Source organism: Psychrobacter sp. M4, assembly GCF_055699795.1.
In genome coordinates, this window is record NZ_CM146740.1 from 2278402 (window position 1) to 2298106 (window position 19705).

The 19705-nt window shown below is 44.4% G+C and carries 16 protein-coding genes and 1 tRNA gene; 5 read left to right on the top strand and 12 right to left on the bottom strand.

From position 1 onward, the window contains the following. Positions 1–111: 111 nt before the first annotated feature. From der to ACR63N_RS09435, 11 genes are all read right to left on the bottom strand, one after another. Positions 112–1554: a ribosome biogenesis GTPase Der gene (der, locus tag ACR63N_RS09385; RefSeq protein WP_367104080.1), complete on the bottom strand. Its 1443-nt coding sequence runs from the start codon at positions 1552–1554 to the stop codon at positions 112–114. A 71-nt stretch (positions 1555–1625) separates the two neighbouring features. Further along, entirely contained in the window at positions 1626–2774 is a 1149-nt protein-coding gene (gene bamB, locus ACR63N_RS09390) for an outer membrane protein assembly factor BamB (RefSeq protein ID WP_367104079.1), read from the bottom strand. A 191-nt stretch (positions 2775–2965) separates the two neighbouring features. Next, complete coding sequence (locus tag ACR63N_RS09395; RefSeq protein WP_367104078.1) at positions 2966–3847, bottom strand: YfgM family protein; 882 nt, start codon at positions 3845–3847, stop codon at positions 2966–2968. Positions 3848–3911: 64 nt separating this feature from the next. Further along, the gene (gene hisS, locus ACR63N_RS09400; RefSeq protein WP_367104077.1) at positions 3912–5210 is read right to left on the bottom strand and encodes a histidine--tRNA ligase; all 1299 of its coding nucleotides are present in this window, start codon (positions 5208–5210) and stop codon (positions 3912–3914) included. 79 nt (positions 5211–5289) lie between these two features. After that, positions 5290–6405, bottom strand: coding sequence for a flavodoxin-dependent (E)-4-hydroxy-3-methylbut-2-enyl-diphosphate synthase (gene ispG, locus ACR63N_RS09405; protein ID WP_367104076.1), 1116 nt, complete (start codon positions 6403–6405; stop codon positions 5290–5292). 166 nt (positions 6406–6571) lie between these two features. Beyond that, positions 6572–7402, bottom strand: a complete 831-nt coding sequence (locus tag ACR63N_RS09410; protein WP_472781907.1) for a helix-turn-helix domain-containing protein — start codon at positions 7400–7402, stop codon at positions 6572–6574. Then, the gene (gene pilW / locus ACR63N_RS09415) at positions 7399–8343 is read right to left on the bottom strand and encodes a type IV pilus biogenesis/stability protein PilW (protein ID WP_472781908.1); all 945 of its coding nucleotides are present in this window, start codon (positions 8341–8343) and stop codon (positions 7399–7401) included. The genes ACR63N_RS09410 and pilW overlap by 4 nt, the downstream gene beginning before the upstream one ends. 176 nt (positions 8344–8519) lie before the next feature. Further along, positions 8520–9785: a dual-specificity RNA methyltransferase RlmN gene (gene rlmN / locus ACR63N_RS09420; RefSeq protein ID WP_472781909.1), complete on the bottom strand. Its 1266-nt coding sequence runs from the start codon at positions 9783–9785 to the stop codon at positions 8520–8522. 399 nt (positions 9786–10184) lie between these two features. Beyond that, entirely contained in the window at positions 10185–10616 is a 432-nt protein-coding gene (gene ndk, locus ACR63N_RS09425; protein WP_367104072.1) for a nucleoside-diphosphate kinase, read from the bottom strand. Positions 10617–10916: 300 nt separating this feature from the next. Then, positions 10917–12206, bottom strand: a complete 1290-nt coding sequence (locus tag ACR63N_RS09430) for an adenylosuccinate synthase (RefSeq protein ID WP_367104071.1) — start codon at positions 12204–12206, stop codon at positions 10917–10919. A gap of 127 nt (positions 12207–12333) precedes the next feature. Continuing rightward, a complete protein-coding gene (locus tag ACR63N_RS09435) occupies positions 12334–13695 on the bottom strand; it encodes an ATP phosphoribosyltransferase regulatory subunit (protein ID WP_472781910.1) in 1362 nt (453 codons plus the stop codon). 490 nt (positions 13696–14185) lie between these two features. Here ACR63N_RS09435 and ACR63N_RS09440 point away from each other — a divergent pair, with 490 nt between their 5' ends. Both ACR63N_RS09440 and corA read left to right on the top strand, forming a co-directional pair. Beyond that, positions 14186–14575, top strand: coding sequence for a DUF2237 family protein (locus tag ACR63N_RS09440; RefSeq protein ID WP_367104069.1), 390 nt, complete (start codon positions 14186–14188; stop codon positions 14573–14575). 97 nt (positions 14576–14672) lie between these two features. Beyond that, the gene (gene corA / locus ACR63N_RS09445) at positions 14673–15896 is read left to right on the top strand and encodes a magnesium/cobalt transporter CorA (protein WP_367104068.1); all 1224 of its coding nucleotides are present in this window, start codon (positions 14673–14675) and stop codon (positions 15894–15896) included. 229 nt (positions 15897–16125) lie between these two features. Here corA and folD read toward each other — a convergent pair whose 3' ends face one another. Continuing rightward, a complete protein-coding gene (folD, locus tag ACR63N_RS09450) occupies positions 16126–17031 on the bottom strand; it encodes a bifunctional methylenetetrahydrofolate dehydrogenase/methenyltetrahydrofolate cyclohydrolase FolD (protein WP_472781911.1) in 906 nt (301 codons plus the stop codon). A 561-nt stretch (positions 17032–17592) separates the two neighbouring features. Between folD and ACR63N_RS09455 the strand changes: the two genes are divergently transcribed. From ACR63N_RS09455 to ACR63N_RS09465, 3 genes are all read left to right on the top strand, one after another. After that, complete coding sequence (locus tag ACR63N_RS09455; protein WP_472782733.1) at positions 17593–19248, top strand: sodium:solute symporter family protein; 1656 nt, start codon at positions 17593–17595, stop codon at positions 19246–19248. A 61-nt stretch (positions 19249–19309) separates the two neighbouring features. Beyond that, a complete protein-coding gene (locus ACR63N_RS09460) occupies positions 19310–19444 on the top strand; it encodes a putative transporter small subunit (protein ID WP_367107068.1) in 135 nt (44 codons plus the stop codon). Between the two features lie 185 nt (positions 19445–19629). Then, positions 19630–19703: transfer RNA gene (locus ACR63N_RS09465), tRNA-Cys, on the top strand. Positions 19704–19705: the final 2 nt, after the last annotated feature.

Genomic DNA, 19705 nt, shown 5'->3' on the forward strand with positions numbered 1-19705 from the left:
ATCACTCAATCAAAATAGGTCGGCTTTAATTTATGTTACCTGATTGAGACATTCTACACACAATTCAGTTATTTTAAACCTACCTACCGAGTATATTTCCCATTTAATCGCTTATTTTTTCTTACTGCTCTTTTTATCTGTGTGCCTATGATTTTTTGAGTATTTTTGTTCGCGATTTCTCTCACGCTGGCGCAGCTGCTGCGCTTTAGCTTTGGTTGGCGTATCACTTTTATTAGCATAAGGATTTTCATTAAGCTTGAAAACCACATTGAGCGGTGTACCTTCAAGTTTAAATACTTGCCTAAATTGGTTCTCAAGGTAGCGCTGATAGCTCTTAGGTAGTGAGCCTATTTGGTTACCATGAACGACAATGACAGGAGGATTATGACCACCAATATGAGCATAGCGTAGTTTGATACGGCGACCTGAAACGGCGGGAGGCGGGTTTGCGGTTACCGCATCTTGTAAGATTTGCGTCAAACGGTTGGTCGATACCTCAAACATAGAGGACTGATAGGCACGCAAAATAGAGGGATAAAGGTTACCAACACCAGTACCATGTAATGCAGATATCAGATGCACTTTGACATAAGGTATGAAATTAAAACGGCGATCCATCTCGATTTTGATAAAGTCTTTTTTGTCTTGATCGAGACCATCCCACTTATTGATAGCAACGACTAAAGCGCGGCCAGCATCGAGGGCATAACCAATCATATGCAAATCTTGATCAACGATACCCTCTTGCGCGTCAATCACGATGACTGTGACGTTAGAGTCTTCGATTGCCTGTAGAGTCTTGATAACTGAGAACTTTTCTACTTTTTCATCTATTTTACCGCGGCGGCGCACGCCTGCGGTATCAATCAATACATAATTTTTGCCATCGCGCTCATAAGGGATATAAATACTATCGCGCGTCGTGCCTGGCATATCAAACACAACGACTCGCTCTTCACCTAGCAGACGATTAACTAGGGTTGACTTACCTACATTGGGGCGACCGATTATTGCCAGCTTAAGACCATCTGGTTCGTGCATCGGTTCTTGTTCTGGCATATCAGCTGTAATGGCTTCTAATAAGTTACCCACACCGCGGCCATGGCTGGCTGCCATAGGATAAGGCTCACCTAATCCTAAAGCATAAAATTCTGCAGGCGCAGAATCGTGGACACCATCAACCTTGTTGGCAACGACATAGACGGGCTTGCCTAAGGTATGTAAAAACTTACCAATCTCAGCGTCAGCACCAATCATACCAGCGCGGGCATCAACCACAAAAACAATAATATCGGCTTCATGAATAGCAGTATGCGACTGCTCAGACATGTAGTCATCAATGTTGCCGCTACCATCATCCGCCTCACCGATACCGCCCGTATCGACCACAATAAATGACTTGCCTTCATATTCGGCATCGCCATATTGACGGTCGCGGGTCAAGCCCGAAAGATCAGCGACCAATGCTTGCCGACTTTTGGTAAATTGATTGAACAAAGTGGATTTACCGACATTTGGACGACCAATTAAGGCGACCACAGGCTTGATACTCATGGATTACTCTCTGTTAAAAGCGCTATTATAAGCACAGTTGTAAGCATAATTATAAATACGATAATCCGTATTTAACGGGCAAGCTGCCAGATCGCAACCTGTCCTGAAGCACTTTGAGTCATTAAACGACTGCCTTGTACTTGTAAGTGATTGAGCGCGCCTTTAGTCTGTACTCGGCTGACAATGCTGCCCGTTGCCGGGTCAAATAAATGCACTACGCCATCAAGATCGCCTACAGCAATATAGTTGCCAATCATGACCGGATTGGTCAATTCGCGATAGGCCAGCTCCTCACTTTCCCATAGCATCTCGCCACTATTGCGATCATAAGCAACCACTTTGCCATCTAGGCTCGTTGCAATAATTTGCACGTTATTCACTGCCAAAGATTTTAAGCTGGCAAGCTCGTTGACGAACATGACTTGACGAGTCGCTAGATCTATTCCTAGTAGCTGACCACTATAGCTGATAGCATAAAGCTGATCGTTATCAATCACAGGCGTACCATCGACATCACTCATACGCTCAACTTCACTACTACCCATACCTACGCCCACGCGGCGTGACCACTGCGGTAGACCATTATCAGCGGTGATAGCATGCAGACGCCCATCGGCAGTTGCTAGTAGTGCCGTTCGCTCATCTAATAATGTCGGTGCCGCGGTACCGCGTACGCTGATCGCCGGAACTTGGGTTGCAAACTGCCATATAGATTGACCCGTTTGCAAAGACAGTCCGTGTAAAAAGCCGTCATTAGCGGACAAAATCACCCTATTATTACTGATTAGTGCTGGTGTCAATACAGAGCCTGATAGTTGTTTCTGCCAGCGCTTAGCACCCGTTTCACTATCAAACGCCATTACCAAGCCATTGCGAGTACTAATAACGGCAGTAAGGCTTAGAGGATCTAATGCTACCCCGCCCGTGATTTGATCGCCAACATCTATAGACCATAAGCGTTGACCTGCACTATTAAAACCCGTCAACTCGCCGCCGCGAGACGCTGTTACAATCTGGTTATTATCATAGCCCACTTGTAGGGCCAGTGGGTCTTTCTTGCTAGCTTTCTTGTTACCGACATCGACGCTAAATACGGGTTGTAGCACGGAGACAGGCTGAGCGATTTGGACCAATTTTACCGGATCATTGACGACTGGCTTAATACCTCGGTTACAGCCAACGACAGCAGACGCCATCAGTGCCAATACTGTCATATTCATGACCGTTGCCTTCACAGGGTGGCCTTTTGTCATTTTGCTAAAGCGGATAGGTCGGATCATTGTATGTTCTCACTACGAATAAATTAACTATCAATACATGGACTATAAACTAAAAAGCGGTACAAAAAAGGTTACCAGTATATAGCACCATAACGTCTGTAATATACAGTGTTGTTGATTATACTGCTGATTTACTGCGCAGCTTGGTCAGAATCGTTACTATTGTTGACGCTATTATTACCACTACTACTATCTACAATAGCCGCGCTGTCAGCACTAGCAGTATCGACATCACTATTATTACTTTCTATGGATAGTGGCTCGGAGGGTGCTGCAACAGGTACTGAGGCCTGAATAAGACTGGCCTGCCCTTCAATGGGCTCAGGTATCACCCCCAAACTCTCCATCTTTAAAGCCAAAACAGCGCGTGTCTCTTGACGTTTGCGTAGTAGCTCCCAAGCATTATTGTAAGACTGAATAGCTTTATCTTCATCGCCTTGAGCCATATAGATATCACCTAGCAGTTCTTGCTGACTGGCTTCGAATGAGCTTGGCATATCATTATTAGCCTCAGCTAAGGCTTTGTCTGCATCACCTGATGCCAATAGCGTCTCAGCATAGCGTAGTCTAGTAATAGCGCTTAGCCCTGCATCGCCTAAGTCAATTGCTAAAGCCTTATCTAAACTATCGAGCGCACCTGCATAATCATCGCTATCGACTTGTTGACGCGCTTTAATCATTAATGCTTGCCAAGCATAAATAGAATCACCATGTGTCTCAACCAAAGCATCAATGTCTTTATTGAGCTGATCACGACTGTCGGCAAGTGCGCTTAGCGCTTCTGCCTCTAAATCAGGGTTTTGCGCGGCCAAATTCACTTCGTCATTAAGCCTTTGAATATCAGCATAATAGTCTGCGGCAACCGTATCTACGCGCGCATGGTTATCTTGCCAATAGGTCCAGCCAAAGTAGCCTGCCAGCACCAATAAAATAATAGTAATAATAGAGCTACCATACTGTTTGAGTGCTTGCTGTGAGTCGTCTGTATTGGGCGACTGTATGTTTTTAGCCATGTTTGTATACCTGATAAAATCTAATTACTAAAAGCGATTGCTTGCTACTACCGATGTCTGACTACTATGGTTTAAAGTTCTCTACTGTCGCAAGCCAATCTTGCGCTACCACTTTTTGTTCGCCAGTTTGCATATCTTTGATGCTAATTGTACTGTCATCAAGCTCTTGCTGAGCAATAATAACCGTGAGCTTCGCCCCTGATTTGTCTGCTTTTTTCATCTGCGCTTTTAAACTAGTAGCACTTGCCATTTTAACCCGCAGATCAGGACGGCTATAACGCAAACTCTGAGCATAACGAATACCGGAGCTAAAAACTTCAGGATGGGTAACGACAAACACATCACAAGCCGAGACTGCAGGCATAGGCGCGACGGCATCGATAAGCAGCAATAAGCGCTCAAGCCCCATAGCAAAGCCGACTGCTGGCTCAGATTTTACCGCTTTTTTGTTCTGCGCATCGCCTTTAGCATCTACGGATTTGAGCTGACCAATCAGACCGTCATAGCGCCCGCCAGCACAAACCGTTGCCTGACTACCCAGCTTATCAGTGACCCACTCAAAGACGGTTTTGTTATAGTAATCAAGACCACGAACCAGATGCGGATTAAGCGTATAATCAATACCAAGCGCAGTCAGGTAAGCTTGTACTTGCTCAAAGTGAGCGCGACTATCCTCCCCTAAAAAATCAGCAAGTTTGGGCGCATCAGCAAGTAGCGCTTGCGTGCTCGCCTCTTTACTGTCCAAAATCCGTAGCGGATTGGTAATTAGACGACGCTTGCTATCTTCATCAAGCTGAGCCTCTTTATCGGTCAAATAAGCAACCAAAGCGTCGCGGTAAGCATGACGCTCATCGATCTCGCCTAAGCTATTGAGTTGCAGCTGCATCTCATCTTTGAGGCCCAGCTCTTGCCACATCAAATGAGTCATAGCGATCAGCTCGACATCAGCGTCAGGCAACGCGCTACCAAAGCTCTCGACCCCAATCTGATGAAACTGACGATAGCGCCCTTTTTGTGGACGCTCATAACGAAACATCGGCCCAATATACCAAAGCTTTGGGGTATCACCGCGCAGCAAATTGTGCTCAATCACCGCTCGTACTGCTCCTGCTGTACCCTCAGGACGCAGCGTCAAAGGCGTTGGCGGCTCAGATTTGTCAACGAAGCTATACATCTCTTTTTCAACGATATCGGTAGCACCGCCAATAGAGCGCACAAACAAGTCAGTTTGCTCAACAATTGGCAAACGAATATGTTCATAGCCGTAGCGAGCCAATACCTCTGCTAATACTGACTCCAGTTGCAGCCATTTAGCTGCTTGATCTGGAAGAATATCATTAAACCCTTTGATAGCTTTGATCATGGTGCAATTAAATCCTTAAAAGTAGTTGCTATTAAACATCAGAGCTGTGGTCTCTATTATTATCTATACTATTTGCGGCTTATTTTACTCTAATAATCTCATTTTCACGGGCTTTTTCTAGATCCTTTGCATGAGCGCGTACCATACCTTCTATCTCATCAACCAAATTATTGGTGTCGATAAGATGGCTTTTCTCACCCATACGGTAGACCAGTGATTTTGGCGCCGCACCAACAATACCGATATCCGCCTCTTTGGCCTCTCCTGGTCCATTTACTTTGCAGCCGATAACGGACAGATTCATCGGTTCACGAATATCTTCTAAACGTGCCTCTAAAGCCGTCATAACTCTGATCACATCGAACTCTTGGCGTGAGCAGCTAGGACAAGCGATAAAGTTTACCCCATTGGAGCGAATATTGAGCGACTTTAAAATATCAAAGCCAATTTTAATCTCTTCTTCTGGTTCTGCTGCCAATGAGATACGGATAGTGTCGCCAATACCGTCTAATAATAATCCGCCAAGCGCGATAGCTGACTTGACCGCGCCGGTACGATAGACGCCCGCTTCTGTCACCCCTAAATGTAGTGGATTATCAATCTGCGCTGATATCAACCGATAAGCATCCAAGGTCAAAAACACATTACTGGCTTTGACGGAGACTTTATATTGATCAAAATTGAGACGCTCTAAGATGTCGATATGGCGCATGGCTGACTCAAGCATAGCTTCGCCAGTTGGCTCTTTATATTTACGCTGAATGTCCTTTTCTAATGATCCGGCGTTGACCCCGATACGAATAGGAATATTGTGATGGCGAGCACAAGCCACGACTTCACGCACCTTGGCATCGTTACCGATATTACCTGGATTAATACGCAGGCAGTCCGCACCAGCTTCAGCTACAGCAAGCGCAATTTTGTGATCAAAATGGACATCAGCGACCAGTGGTACGCTTACTAATTTACGAATTTGTCCAAAGGCTTCGACTGTATCCATTGTGGGGGTAGATACACGCATAAAATCAGCACCCGCTTCAACGCAGCGCTCGATTTGTGCCACAGTTGCGGCGACGTCACAAGTATCGGTGTTGGTCATGCTTTGCACACTAATCGGTGCATCGCCACCAATTGCGACATCACCGACGTAGATTTTTTTGGTTGGACGACGAACAATAGGTGATGAGGTTGACATATAAGAGTCCTTCAAGCAAAACGAGAGATAATACGTGTAATGTTAAAAACTGAATGTTAAAAATTTTGAGGTTATTAATTAAAATCTATAGATAAGAAAACTAAGTTAGAGCCTTAGATATCGAAGTGCTAAAGTTTAAAGACCAGAGTTTAAAGCCGTTCAGAAGTTAAGGGGTTAAAGTAAAGTCTGCTTGATTATCAGCAGTATACTCATCTAACGAAACTGGCTCTTGATTCAAGGTTAAACTCACACTATTGACATCATCAATTTGAACCTCAAACGGCGGCGTGCCAAGCAGCTCATAATTGCCGCTGGTTTGATTACCATCCATCAAACTATTGCCAGAGGCATCAGTAATATTTACATTGGTATTACTGGTGACATTGACGCTTAGAGTAGCTGTACTGCTATCTGCGCCACCCAAATTAAGGGCAGAGCCTGAAGCACCTACGCCCTCTAGACCTGCCCCACTGATCTGATCATCGATAGCAGCGCCTTGCGCCTGCTCTGACTCTGTCAACCCATCCACTACAGGGGCTGCCGCAAGATTGTCTTCTTTACTGGCGTTAGTCACCATACGAAACAAAAACACCGCTAGAATAATCAGCGCTATGATTGCGATAATAAGTAAAGGATTGAAGCGAATACGGTTACTGCTATCACGCTGCAAAGTGCCCATCGGACGCAGCGGCGTAACAGTATTGCTCATCGATTGAGCTTTAAGCTCGTTTGGATAAGCGGCATCAAAACTCTGCGCAATTCTTACAGGATCTAAATCTAAAAATTTAGCATAGTTAATCGCAAAACCGCGCGCAAAAGTCACTTGCGGTAGTCCAGCAAAATCCTCATTTTCAAGGGCCTCTAGATGCCGCTCTAAAATAAACAGCTCGCCGGCCGCCTCTTTTAGACTAATTTTTTTACTCTTACGGGCTTGCTGCAGCGTGGCACCAAATGAACCTTGAGCTTTAAACTGATTATTTGATGATGGGTCGGTCATTTCCATGGTGCCTCTGGATTATTAAGCCAAGTCTTGAGTTGTTTTGCTTCAGCGCTTAATGGATAAGCCGATAGCAGTTGCTGCGCCAAACGTTGACGCGTAGTAATATCATTTTGTGCAGCAGCCAGCTTAATACCTTGTAGTAACAAACGCGGACTGATAGCCTGGCCTTTTATGAGCAATAAAGTCTCATCGTAAAGGCGCTGGGCCTGCTGCACACGCTGCTGCTCGAGTAGTAAATCAACCAGCTCGATATGCGCAATCAAACTATTTCTATTGCCATCGAGAGCGCGCAAAAATGCTTTGGCCGCTGCTGGATGGTCATTAAGCTGTAAATAGGTGCGTCCTAAGTTTTCAAGAGCGCCGATACGCCCTTCATAGCCAAGGGCGGAGCCTGCAATCTCAAACTGCTCTGCTGCCTCGCGGTAACGCTGCATTTGCGACAAATATACGCCGTAATTGTTACGTACTTGATAAAAATCCTTGTCAAGCGCAATGGCTTTTTTAAAGTACTGATCAGCTTTTTCAAGATTGAGACGGCTGCCTTCTTGTTGTAGCAAAACGCCCATCATATCATAGGCTGGTGCGTATCGGCTATCAGCGGCGAACGCTTTTTCAAGATGACGCTGAGCAGCATCAAGCTCGTTTTTGCGGATATACTGCGCAGCAAGTGAGGTACGAACACGGGCAATCTCTTGTTGATCCACATTGCGATTGCTGCTCGCCTGTGTTGAGGTCTGATAACGTGCATCGCCAACTAAATCATCAGTTGGGGTGCTTTGACACCCTGCTAGTACCAGTATAGACATGCCAAACGCCAGCCAGCACTTTGGTTTTGACAATAGACAACGGTTTCGTGGTAAGTTTTTTGAGCGCAAAGACTTTTCTGCTGCAATAGAAAAATTACATAGAATCTTTTGACAAGAGTATTTAGAGGTCATTGTAGCCGCCATCATAAAACTGTAGTTTAGTATCGCAAATTTAAAACTATTATTTAGTATTTAATGAATGAGTATCAAACAAACAGCCACTAGTTTAATAGATTTATGCCCCTTAAGTACAGTTTAGTTGCAAAGACTATAGTTTAATGTCTTCAAATACCTTTAAGTATTAATATTTAAACTTCTGCATTACTACTAGTATCACGGTCTTTGATACTTTGCTGCCACGCCGCTGAGCGTCTAGTACGATCAGCCACTTGCCCCACCAATTGTCCGCAGGCGGCATCAATATCATCGCCGCGCGTCTGCCTAATAGTACAAACAAATCCTGCTTGACTAAGAATATCACTAAAAGCATGAATACGGTTATTGCTTGACTTATCGTAAGGCGCATGCGGAAACGGATTGAACGGAATCAAGTTAATTTTGCTTGGCAAACCCTCTAACAATGCCACGAGCTGCTGCGCATGCTCATTGCTGTCATTGACGCCATCTAGCATCACATATTCGATAGTAACGTGCTTTTTGTGACGCGGATTGACCTCATGAACGTAGCTTTTCGCCGCTGCAATCAGCTCCTCTAACGGATACTTTTTATTAATAGGTACCAGCTCGTCCCGCAGCTCATCGTTAGGTGCGTGTAATGAGATCGCTAATGCCACATCAATATCTTGCGCCAGCTTGTACATCTTGGGCACCACGCCTGAGGTCGAGAGAGTCACGCGGCGCTTAGATAACCCATAAGCATGATCACTTAGCATCAGCTCCATCGAGCTGACCACAGGCTTATAATTTAATAACGGCTCGCCCATGCCCATCATAACTACGTTCGTGACATGGTTCTCCCACAGGCTATGATCGACATGCGCTAAACTATCATTATCGTCAGTCATATAAGAGGCATTAGCGACCCAAAGCTGACCTAAGATTTCAGCGGCACTTAAATCACGCTCAAAGCCTTGCTTGCCAGTACTACAAAAACTGCAATCAAGCGCGCAGCCGACTTGTGAGGAGATACACAAGGTTTTGCGGCCATTTAGTTTACTGTCATCTGCTGGAATAAGCACCGTTTCGACCAGCGAGCCGCCAGTCACTTCAAACACCCATTTACGCGTACCATCATCGCTATACTCACGGTGAACCACCTTGGGCGGCGTCACACAAGCATTATTGGAGAGCTTATCACGCAAACCTTTACTTAGATTGGTCATCTGCTCAAAGTCAGTAACGCCGTGCTGATAAATCCACTTAATTACTTGGGTGGCTCGAAATGGCTTCTCGCCAATACTTTTGAAATAATCGGCAAGTTGGCTTTGAGTCATACCTAGCAAATTAGTCTTTGCTTGCGCCTCATCCAAAATCTTAATGGCATTATCACGTTTGGTAGCATTGGACTTGGTAGACGCTAAAGATTTTGGATTAGCAGTAGTAACGATTGACATAATAGGTAACCTTTTTTGCATAACTGTGATGAGCTTTGCAGTATCGTAATGCATGAGCAATCCGTTATGAGCGTAGTTTTTATCTTGAGCACTTAATCTTTAGTTAATGCTAAGTACTTATGATATTAAAAACAGTATACTGATAAGGGATTGATAACGCTTTTAAAATTGTACTAACGACAATTATAAAGGAATAATCATCATTAGGGTAAACCCTGTAGATTTCAATAGATCAATGCTATACAGCCTCAACCACTATGAAGTAGAAACGGCTTACACCCAGTTGAGTATAAGCCGTTTAGCGCCGAGTCAATTAAGCTTCGAGTTAACTTACTTGTAAGCTATTTTGAGTTAAGCTGACTTTGCGCATCAAACTTGCTCGCTATTCTATTAACGTTATTAGCGTTTGCGCGCGCAGATTTCATTGTCATTAAAGAAATAGCTGATTTCACGCTCAGCTGATTCAGCTGAGTCTGAACCGTGTACGGCATTCTCATCGATGCTGCTAGCGAAGTCAGCACGGATAGTACCTTTGTCCGCGTCTTTTGGGTTGGTAGCGCCCATAATTTCGCGGTGCTTAGCAATAGCGTTCTCGCCTTCTAATACCGATACCAGTACGGGACCTGAGGTCATAAAAGATTTTAGATCGTTATAAAAGGGACGCTCAGCATGCTCAGCATAAAAACCACCTGCTTTTTCATCATCAAGTTGCATCATTTTTGCAGCAACGATGTTTAGACCGGCTTGCTCGAAACGATCATAGATCGCGCCAATATGATTGCCAGCAACTGCGTCAGGTTTGATAATTGATAAAGTACGTTCGATAGCCATGTTAAGCTCCTAATTTAGTGAAGTGAATTAAAATTACGATAATTTATAGTCTATTTTATCCCTATGTTTAGCTGTCTTGATCAAACAGCTTTTGCTGTATCAATCGGTAAATAAAGTCTCAACACAGGATTGTCGCCTATTATAATGATTGACGCTATAAATGATAGGGGTAATTATGCTAACCCCTAAGAAAAACTTAAATTAAAGAAGCATAAATAGGTGTTAATTGTCGTCAATGAATGAAAAACCTCCACTGCATAACAATGGAGGCCTTCATAAATAAATGATTAATAACAAGAACTAAGCATCATACGGATCACGTAATACGATGGTTTCTGCACGATCAGGGCCGGTTGAGATGATATCGATAGGACAGTTGATCAGCTCCTCAATACGCTTAATGTAAATCTTAGCGTTTTCTGGCAAATCATCATAATTGGTGATACCAACGGTTGATTCGCTCCAGCCTTGCAAGGTTTCATATTTTGGCGTGACGGACTCATAAAACTCAGCATCATGCGCGCCAGCAAACTCGCTTTCAGGGCGCTCGTAACCCACGCCGATGAGTAGCTCCTCTAAACCATCTAACACGTCAAGTTTGGTCAAGCAAATACCTGATAATGAGTTGAGCACCACCGCACGGCGTAGCGCTTCAGCATCAAACCAACCGCAGCGGCGCGCGCGTCCTGTCGTCGCCCCAAACTCATGGCCAACTCTTGCTAGGTGCGCGCCAACATCGTCAAACAGCTCCGTTGGGAATGGGCCACTACCTACGCGCGTAGTATACGCTTTGGTGATACCTAAAACATAATCTAAGTATAGCGGCCCAATACCTGTGCCTGTTGATACGCCGCCTGCGGTAACGCTTGAGCTGGTCACAAAGGGGTAAGTACCATGATCAATATCAAGTAAGGTCCCTTGCGCGCCTTCAAACATCAAATTCTTACCTGCCAGACGCAACTGGTTAAGATCTTCGGTCACATCGGTAACCATACCTCTGATCTGATCGCGCCATTCAATACACAGCTTATAAGTTTCGTCAAAATCAACGCCATCAACCTTGTAGTACTGGGTCAGCTGAAAATTATGATATTCAATCAGATTACGTAGTTTTTCTTCTAAATCATCGCGAAACAGATCAGCAAGCTTAATGGCACGGCGCGCAACCTTATCTTCATAAGCCGGACCAATTCCGCGTCCAGTCGTGCCAATTTTACCAGTGCCGCGCTTGGCTTCACGGGCTTGATCAAGCGCTACATGATAAGGCATGATTAGGGGACAATTGGGCGAGATACGTAGACGTTCGCGTACCGGAACGCTGTTGTCTTCAAGCGCTTTCATCTCTTTGAGCAGCGCATCTGGTGCGAGCACCACACCATTACCGATAAAACAAGTTACCCCTTCGCGCAAAATACCGGAGGGAATCAGATGCAGTACCGTAGTTTTACCATCGACAACCAGCGTATGTCCAGCATTGTGTCCGCCTTGAAAACGTGCCACCGCTGAGGCCTTTTCGGTAAGCAGATCAACGATTTTACCCTTACCCTCATCGCCCCACTGGCTCCCTAAAACTACGACGTTCTTACCCATGATAAATCCTTACAATAATGTATTTAAGTATGTTTGATAACCATCTGATCATCAAAATCAGATAAAAAATAATACTAGCTGTTATAACTGGCTCTTATAAATAATGCTGCGAATACTGCTATTTAAACTATAAAATTATCAGCTGCCAATCGCCATCGACGACGCTTAACTGATGCGTAATGTTTTGCGGACAGTCGTTAGCATCCAAGGGCACCGTGACGCGGTAGCCTTGCTCACGCAGCTGTGCCACTTTTTGCTGCAAGCTTTGCGTTTGTTTGCTATCAGCATTATTAAGTGCACTGTAATCAACCGAAACGATCATCGGCGTAGCAAGCTGCACATGGGGCAATAAACGACTGACGTCCATACTAAAGCCTGTGGCCCTGCGTGATTGCTGTTCACCTGTTTCTTGAGCACCGCTTTGCATGCCATCAAAACGCCCACCGCGTACTAGCGGCTGCGATTCACTATTGATATAACCGTTAAACACAATACCGGTATGATAGTGATAACCTGATAACTCAGTCACATCAATACTAACCTCAGCCTGCCACTGCTCTTGCAGATGCGTTTTGAGACGCTGCAAGTCATCGATAGCCTCGATAATCTGCTCATCGTCCTGCGCGGCATTTGACAGTTTGGCTGACAGCTGCGTCATATCATGACCGTAGCGTGCTAAGGCATAAAAATCACTACCCATAGGTAGAGTTTGACAAATTCTCTTAAGCTCGGGCAGGTTTTTATTAGCATAAAGATGCATCAGCTGTTTGGTGTCGTTATCGGTGAGCTCAGCTATAACTGTTAAGCGCTCAAATAGCGCTACGTGCCCTAAATCAATGTGTAGAGCTGCACGCATCTCTAGATTATTTATTATGGTAAATAAAACATCAATCAGCTCGATATCTGCCTTAAGATCAGCGCAACCAAATATCTCGGCACCTAATTGTAGCGGCGTGCGCGTCCCAAACAGACCTGAGGGCAGAGTATGAATAACATCGCCTGCATAACAATAGCGCGCGATACCCTCGCCGCCGTGATTCGCATCAATCCGCAGAATCTGCGGAGTAATATCCGCGCGCACGCCCATCAATCGACCCGTTAGCTGATCGATAATTTTAAAAGTCTGGCGTCTAAGATCTTCTGAGGCATCATTTAGCAGCGATTCAGTATATTCAATCATCGGCGGACAGACCAGCTGATAACCGTGAGTGATAAGCTGCTGCGTTAATCTATGTCGAAGTACTTCTTGCTTCTGCGCCTCTTCAAATAAGACGTCAGTGACGCCGTCAGGCAGCAGCCAGCTGTTGGCTGTCTCGCTTGCAAAACTACTCAAATGAAAGTTGCTTATAGAGGAGTTACTGACAGAAGAGGGACTTGTAGTAACATGATCGGAGTTAGGTACAACGCTGCTATCATCTACATTTTGCATCGCAGTACTATCTATAGTACGTGAGGGAGAAGTTACAGCTGGATTAGAACTAACAGACACAATAGATCCTTGTTTGGCATAACGCTTACCAAAAGACGCGGCATTACAATACCGTGCTTGTCGCTGTCTCTATGCTTGTTACCTTCTCTATATTAAGAGCCTTAGGTTTTTAGCACGCAACATAGCAAACCCAATTAGAATCAACAAACTAGGTACTTTATATCGTAGACAGGTCATCAACAAGTTAGGTAATACCGAAAGGTATGGGTATAGGGATGATAAAACGACGAAATAAATGCGCTAAACGAGCATGACATTTCAGCTTTAGTTTAGCATAGCCGTTAAGTTTCGCCTAGTCACAATTAAGCTCAATATGTCAATTTAGTAAAGCTTAAGTCGTCAAACCTTTGTTGTTACCGAAGATGGTTTTGATAGGCAGACCCTATTGTCCCTAATGACTCGTAAGGCATTTGTGTTACTACATCCGCTTAGACTCATGTTACACTAGCGCATATTTTATAATACCTATCTACTTTATTTCGGAGGCCTTATGGCATCTAATTATCATCTCAATCCGGCTATTAACCAAACCAGCGTGTTAGGCACTGCCCTAGCTAGCTGCTGTTTCGATCCTATCACTGGCTATTATCGTAACGGCTTTTGTCACACTGGTAGTGGCGATCTGGGTCAACATACGGTTTGTGCCAAGATGACTAGCGAATTTCTAAGCTTCTCAGCACTACGCGGTAATGATTTAATTACCCCTATACCAGAATATAATTTTCCGGGTCTAAAACCAGGAGATTTTTGGTGCGTTTGCGCGCTGCGCTGGGTTGAGGCCTTAGACTTTGACGTAGCTCCCCCTCTAAAGCTTGAAGCCTGTCACGAAAGTTTGTTGACACTAGTCGATCTTGACACCTTGAAACGCTACGCGATCTAAGTTTTTAATAGCTTTTTATCCTTATACTTATTTTAGTTATCAGCCGCCCTAATATTTGAATAATCAAACAGACCCTAATGATAGTAAAGGAGGCAGTATGAACCGCGATGACGATCTAGATGATCTAATAGCCAAAACGACGATTCGTGTTACACCTGACTCTAATATCAGTCCCGTCTATGCAGTTGATAGTCGTGATCATCCTTATGCGGACAATTACGACAGCTATATCTACGGTGATGCTGACGCTAGCGCCCAAGACGCAATTGAGACCATGACCGTCTACGATCCTGATTCTGAACGCTACGAGGATATCGATTTATCCAGTGCTGATGAAGTCGTCAATTGCTATGCGTATTCGCGTAAAACCGGTAAGCAGCTCGATAAAGTAGCGCTTAACGATGTCAGTAAGGCTCTAAGCAATAGCGGTCAATTTATCTGGCTTGGTCTTTATGATCCTAGTTTAGAAACCATGCTAAAGGTACAAAATGCCTTTGATCTGCATGAACTGGCGATTGAAGATGCTTTTGCCGATCATCAACGTGCCAAGGTTGAGAACTACGATAATGACATGATATTTGTGGTGCTGCGTACCGCCAAGCTTGAAGACAATATCATTCGCTACGGTACCACCGCTATATTTATGGGTAAAAACTATCTAATAACCATTCGTAATGGCCCTTCAAACTCTTATGCGCCCGTGCGCGAGCACTGCAATCGTCGCCCCGAAAAGCTACGCATGGGGCCTATATTTGTCTTGCACGCCATTCTGGATTTTATCGTTGATAATTATATGCCAGTCACTGATCGTTTAGGCCGCTATCTGCGCGAGCAAGAGCGTTACGTATTTACGTATGAATTTGATAAAAGTACACTAAAAAATTTGTATGAGCTAAAATCGCAGCTGGTACATATGCGCGCGGTAATACTGCCGGTACAAGACATCTGTAGCTTTTTTATCAATCATCAAAAAAGCGACTTAGGATCAGCATTCTCTCAGGCGGCCAAACCCTATTTTCGCGACGTGAATGACCATCTACTGCACTCTTTAGATGCGATTAATGGCTTAAATGAGATGCTAAGCGTAGTCATGAATACTTATATGGCCATGGTGAATATGGGTCAAAACGAGGTCGTGCGTAAGCTTGCCGCGTGGGCCGGTATTTTGGCGGTGCCCACAGCGATAGCGGGCATTTATGGTATGAACTTTGACTTTATGCCCGAGCTACATTGGGAGTATTCGTACCTAGTGATTATGCTAGTTATTGGTTCATTGTGTGGCTATTTATACTATAACTTTAAGCGTTTGGGCTGGTTGTAATAACAACTCCAAAAACAAAAGTAATATGTAGAGACTTTGCGAAAGCTATATATGACCCAAACTTAGTTAAAATGCTGGGCTAAAGCCGCAGCCTACGCAAACTATTCAAAAAAAGATTAATTTAGAGCATAAAAAAGGGCTAAATAGTTAGCCCTAAGAAACATCAAAATTGTACTGCAATTTTAGTTTCGCAAGGAAAATCATTTAAATAGGATTTCCTAAACTAACATTAAGCTTCAATACCTGCCGCTCTCTCAGCCGCTATCACGGTTTGGCGAATGAGCGTGTTAATGGTCATCGGGCCGACGCCGCCTGGCACTGGCGTATAAGCACTTGCTTTATCGGCTACGCCGCTCATTTCGATATCACCAACGCCGCCACCCTCTCTTGGATGGAAGCCTGCATCTATCACTACCGCGCCCTCTTTGATCCACTCCGCTTTTATCAGCTCTGGCACGCCGACGGCACCAACAACGATATCGGCGCGCTGAATATGCGCCGCTAAATCCTGCGTTTTTGAGTGGCAGATGGTCACGGTACAGTTTTCATTGAGCAGCATCATAGCCATGGGTTTGCCCAAGATAGGACTACGACCAACGACTACTGCCTCCAAACCTGCAAGCTCAATATCATAATGCTCGAGCATGTACATGATACCTTGCGGCGTACAAGATCCAAAGGCGGGCTCACCCATACTCATGCGGCCAAAGCCTAGACAAGTCACGCCATCGACGTCTTTTGCTAGTTTTATTTGGTCAAAACAGGCACGCTCATCGATATGATCTGGGACGGGATGCTGCAACAAAATCCCATGTACATCAGGATCGTCGTTAAGCTCATCTATCTTTGCCATCAGCTGCTCGGTGGTGGTCTCAGATGGCAACTCAACCTTGATAGAGTCCATGCCAACGCGCTTACAAGCATTGCCCTTCATGCGCACATAGGTGGCAGAAGCTGGATCATCACCTACCAGTATCGTCGCCAAACTTGGGGTACGCCCCGTTTTTTCTTTGATTGCCTCCACGCGCGGGCTTAACTGCTGCTCCATTTGTTTGGCAAGGGCTTTACCATCCAAAACGGTAGCGGCTAGTTTGGGCGAAGGCTTAGCGGTTGACGAAGGCTTAGCGGTTGACATAGTAACTCCAATCGATAAAAGGGCAAGTAGGTACAAATATAAGGGTGTTATTGTACCTGTCTCTCCAAAGAAATCCTAGTTATCAATATTTACTTCCCTCTATGTTGTCTACTCTGAAACTGTCTGCTCTAAAAGGGCACAACTACTATTTTCTAATAGTAGAAACCAAACCCTGATACCTCGGTATTAACTAAACAATACACGTGATTAAAAATTGTCGAAGCATCCAACTGATAATTTAAAGTTTAATAATAAATAAATTTGAGGTTCAAGGAGCAATAAGTTATCCTTATGTTAAGATAATATTACTTTTTCTTAACAATAAGTATTTTTTATTTAGCTTAGCTATTGGTATTCATAGTAAACAATATGGTGCTATGCCTACTTTTATAGTTGTCACATCAGTAACTAGTTAGCTTAGTTCACTATTCTTATTAAGTTGTATTGGCTGTTTAATAAGCGAATACCTTACTTGAAACCTTTATATTCCAAATTTTGATAAATAACTTTATTTTAAATAAACGTTAATAATTGCGAGGTGCAAATTTGAAAACCGAGTCACTGTTTCAATTTTCAGCGTTGACCATTATTTTGTTACTGGTTGCGTTTTATGGCGGCACTTATTTGCTGTCTTTACTCATTAAAAAAGATAAGGAATCTACTACAGGATTCATGGTTGCCGGACACGGTGTTGGCTTTGGTATGGGCGCGGCTAGTATGACCGCGACATGGATTTGGGCGGCATCCTTTTATGCAGCGGCCACTTCCGGCTATAAATATGGAGTATCAGGTCCCATTCATTATGGCTTTTGGGGCGCATTGATGATTTTATTTATCTACCCCTTTGGGATGCGCTTTCGCGAGCTTGCGCCGAACGGTCATACCTTAGGCGAGCTGATTCACGCCCGTCACGGATCCTCAAGCCAATTGATTTTAGCCATATCGAATCTTATGGGCAGCTTAATTAGCTTGATGGTCAACTTTACCGCTGCGGGCGCTTTAGTCTCGGTACTCTCCCCATTATCGTTTCAAACCGGTGTGATCATCGCTGGTATTGGGGTGTTAAGCTATACCTTAACCTCTGGTTTTCGGGCGTCCGTCTTTACCGACTTTGCGCAACTGGTTGCACTAATGGCGATTGGCGTAGTAATCATACCTGCCGTGCTATTCTCTATGGGTGGTCCTGAGGTTATGGTAAGCGGCCTGTCCAATCTAACTTTAGAGCAACAAAACTTCTTCTCATCAGAGGCGTTTTTGCAGCAAGGCGCGCCGTTTTTTGTGGCAGTACTGGCTTATGCTATCGGTAATCAAACCATCACCCAGCGCCTGTTTGCCATTGATAAAACCAAAATCAAAGCCACCTTTGTGACCGCGACTGTCGGCTATGCGGGTATCGTTATCGGTCTTGGCATGATTGGTCTGATGGCGCTAACCATTGGTATTGAGCCGCTAAATGGCGATATGAATAACCTGATCCCGCAAATGGTCAGTACTTATTTGCATCCAGTATTTATTGCGCTGTTCTTTATCTTAGTCATCGGCTCACTATCGTCTACTGCTGACTCTGATTTATCCGCATTATCAACGATTATGATGGCCGATGTTTACGGCAAAAACATTGCTAAAAAAGGTCAGGTTAAACCCAAAACTATGATGCTTGTCGGACGCGGTACCATGATTGTGGCGACGGCTGCCGGACTTATCTTCGCCAGCTTTAAGCTTGATATCCTAGTGATGCTGGTATTTGTTGGCGCGCTTTGGGGCGCGGTGGTATTTCCAGTTATTGCCAGTGTATTTTGGAATCGCGTCACCAATGTTGCCTTTACCTCAGCGGTTATCGTCGCGCTAATATTCTTCTGTATTGCGCGCTTCGAGCTGATTCCTATCACTGGTATCACTGCCCTGTTCTTTGAAGTGATGGCAAGCGTCGGTGCAGCTGTCGTCATCGGTCTGATGGTCTTTGGTTTCTTAGGACGCAAGGCGGGTCTGAGTGCTGCAGCTATTACGCTCATTTTGATGCTGATATTCGCCACTGGTTTCTTGCGCGATTATATGGTGCTGGTCGCCTCACTAACTGCTTATGGTGTCAGTACAATCGTTTGTACTATCGTGAGTCTAATGGGTAATGAGCGCTTCGATTTTGATCTGATCAAACAGCGCGTCGGTGACTACGATAAAAAAGCTAAAGTCCAACCTAAGGCATCGACAAAGATTTAACAAATACGGTCAGTCTTATGTGCTGGCCGTTAATAACTTCTCATACTAATAAGGAGATAACATGGATAACACACTACTCTATGGCTTTTATATTTTGATCTGGCCGGCGATTACCCTTGGGGTACTGGTACTGATCTGTACGGCCACTTACCGCGATATCAAAAAGGCTAAGCGTAATAATAAAGACATTGTTTAGCTGCTTAAGTTACCGATATTAAATTACTGATATTAAGTTGCTAAGCCTAAATGGCTAGGACTGTATAGCTGCTCTATAGCGTCATTACTAAGTCAGACTATAATAATGAGGCAAAAATAGACTGCATTTAGTCAAAAAATAGCTTGTAATTTGAATTATTTTTGCTAATATAGGTCACCTTGATTGGCTGGGTAGCACAGTGGTTATGCAGCGGATTGCAAATCCGTAGACGCCGGTTCGATTCCGACCCCAGCCTCCATT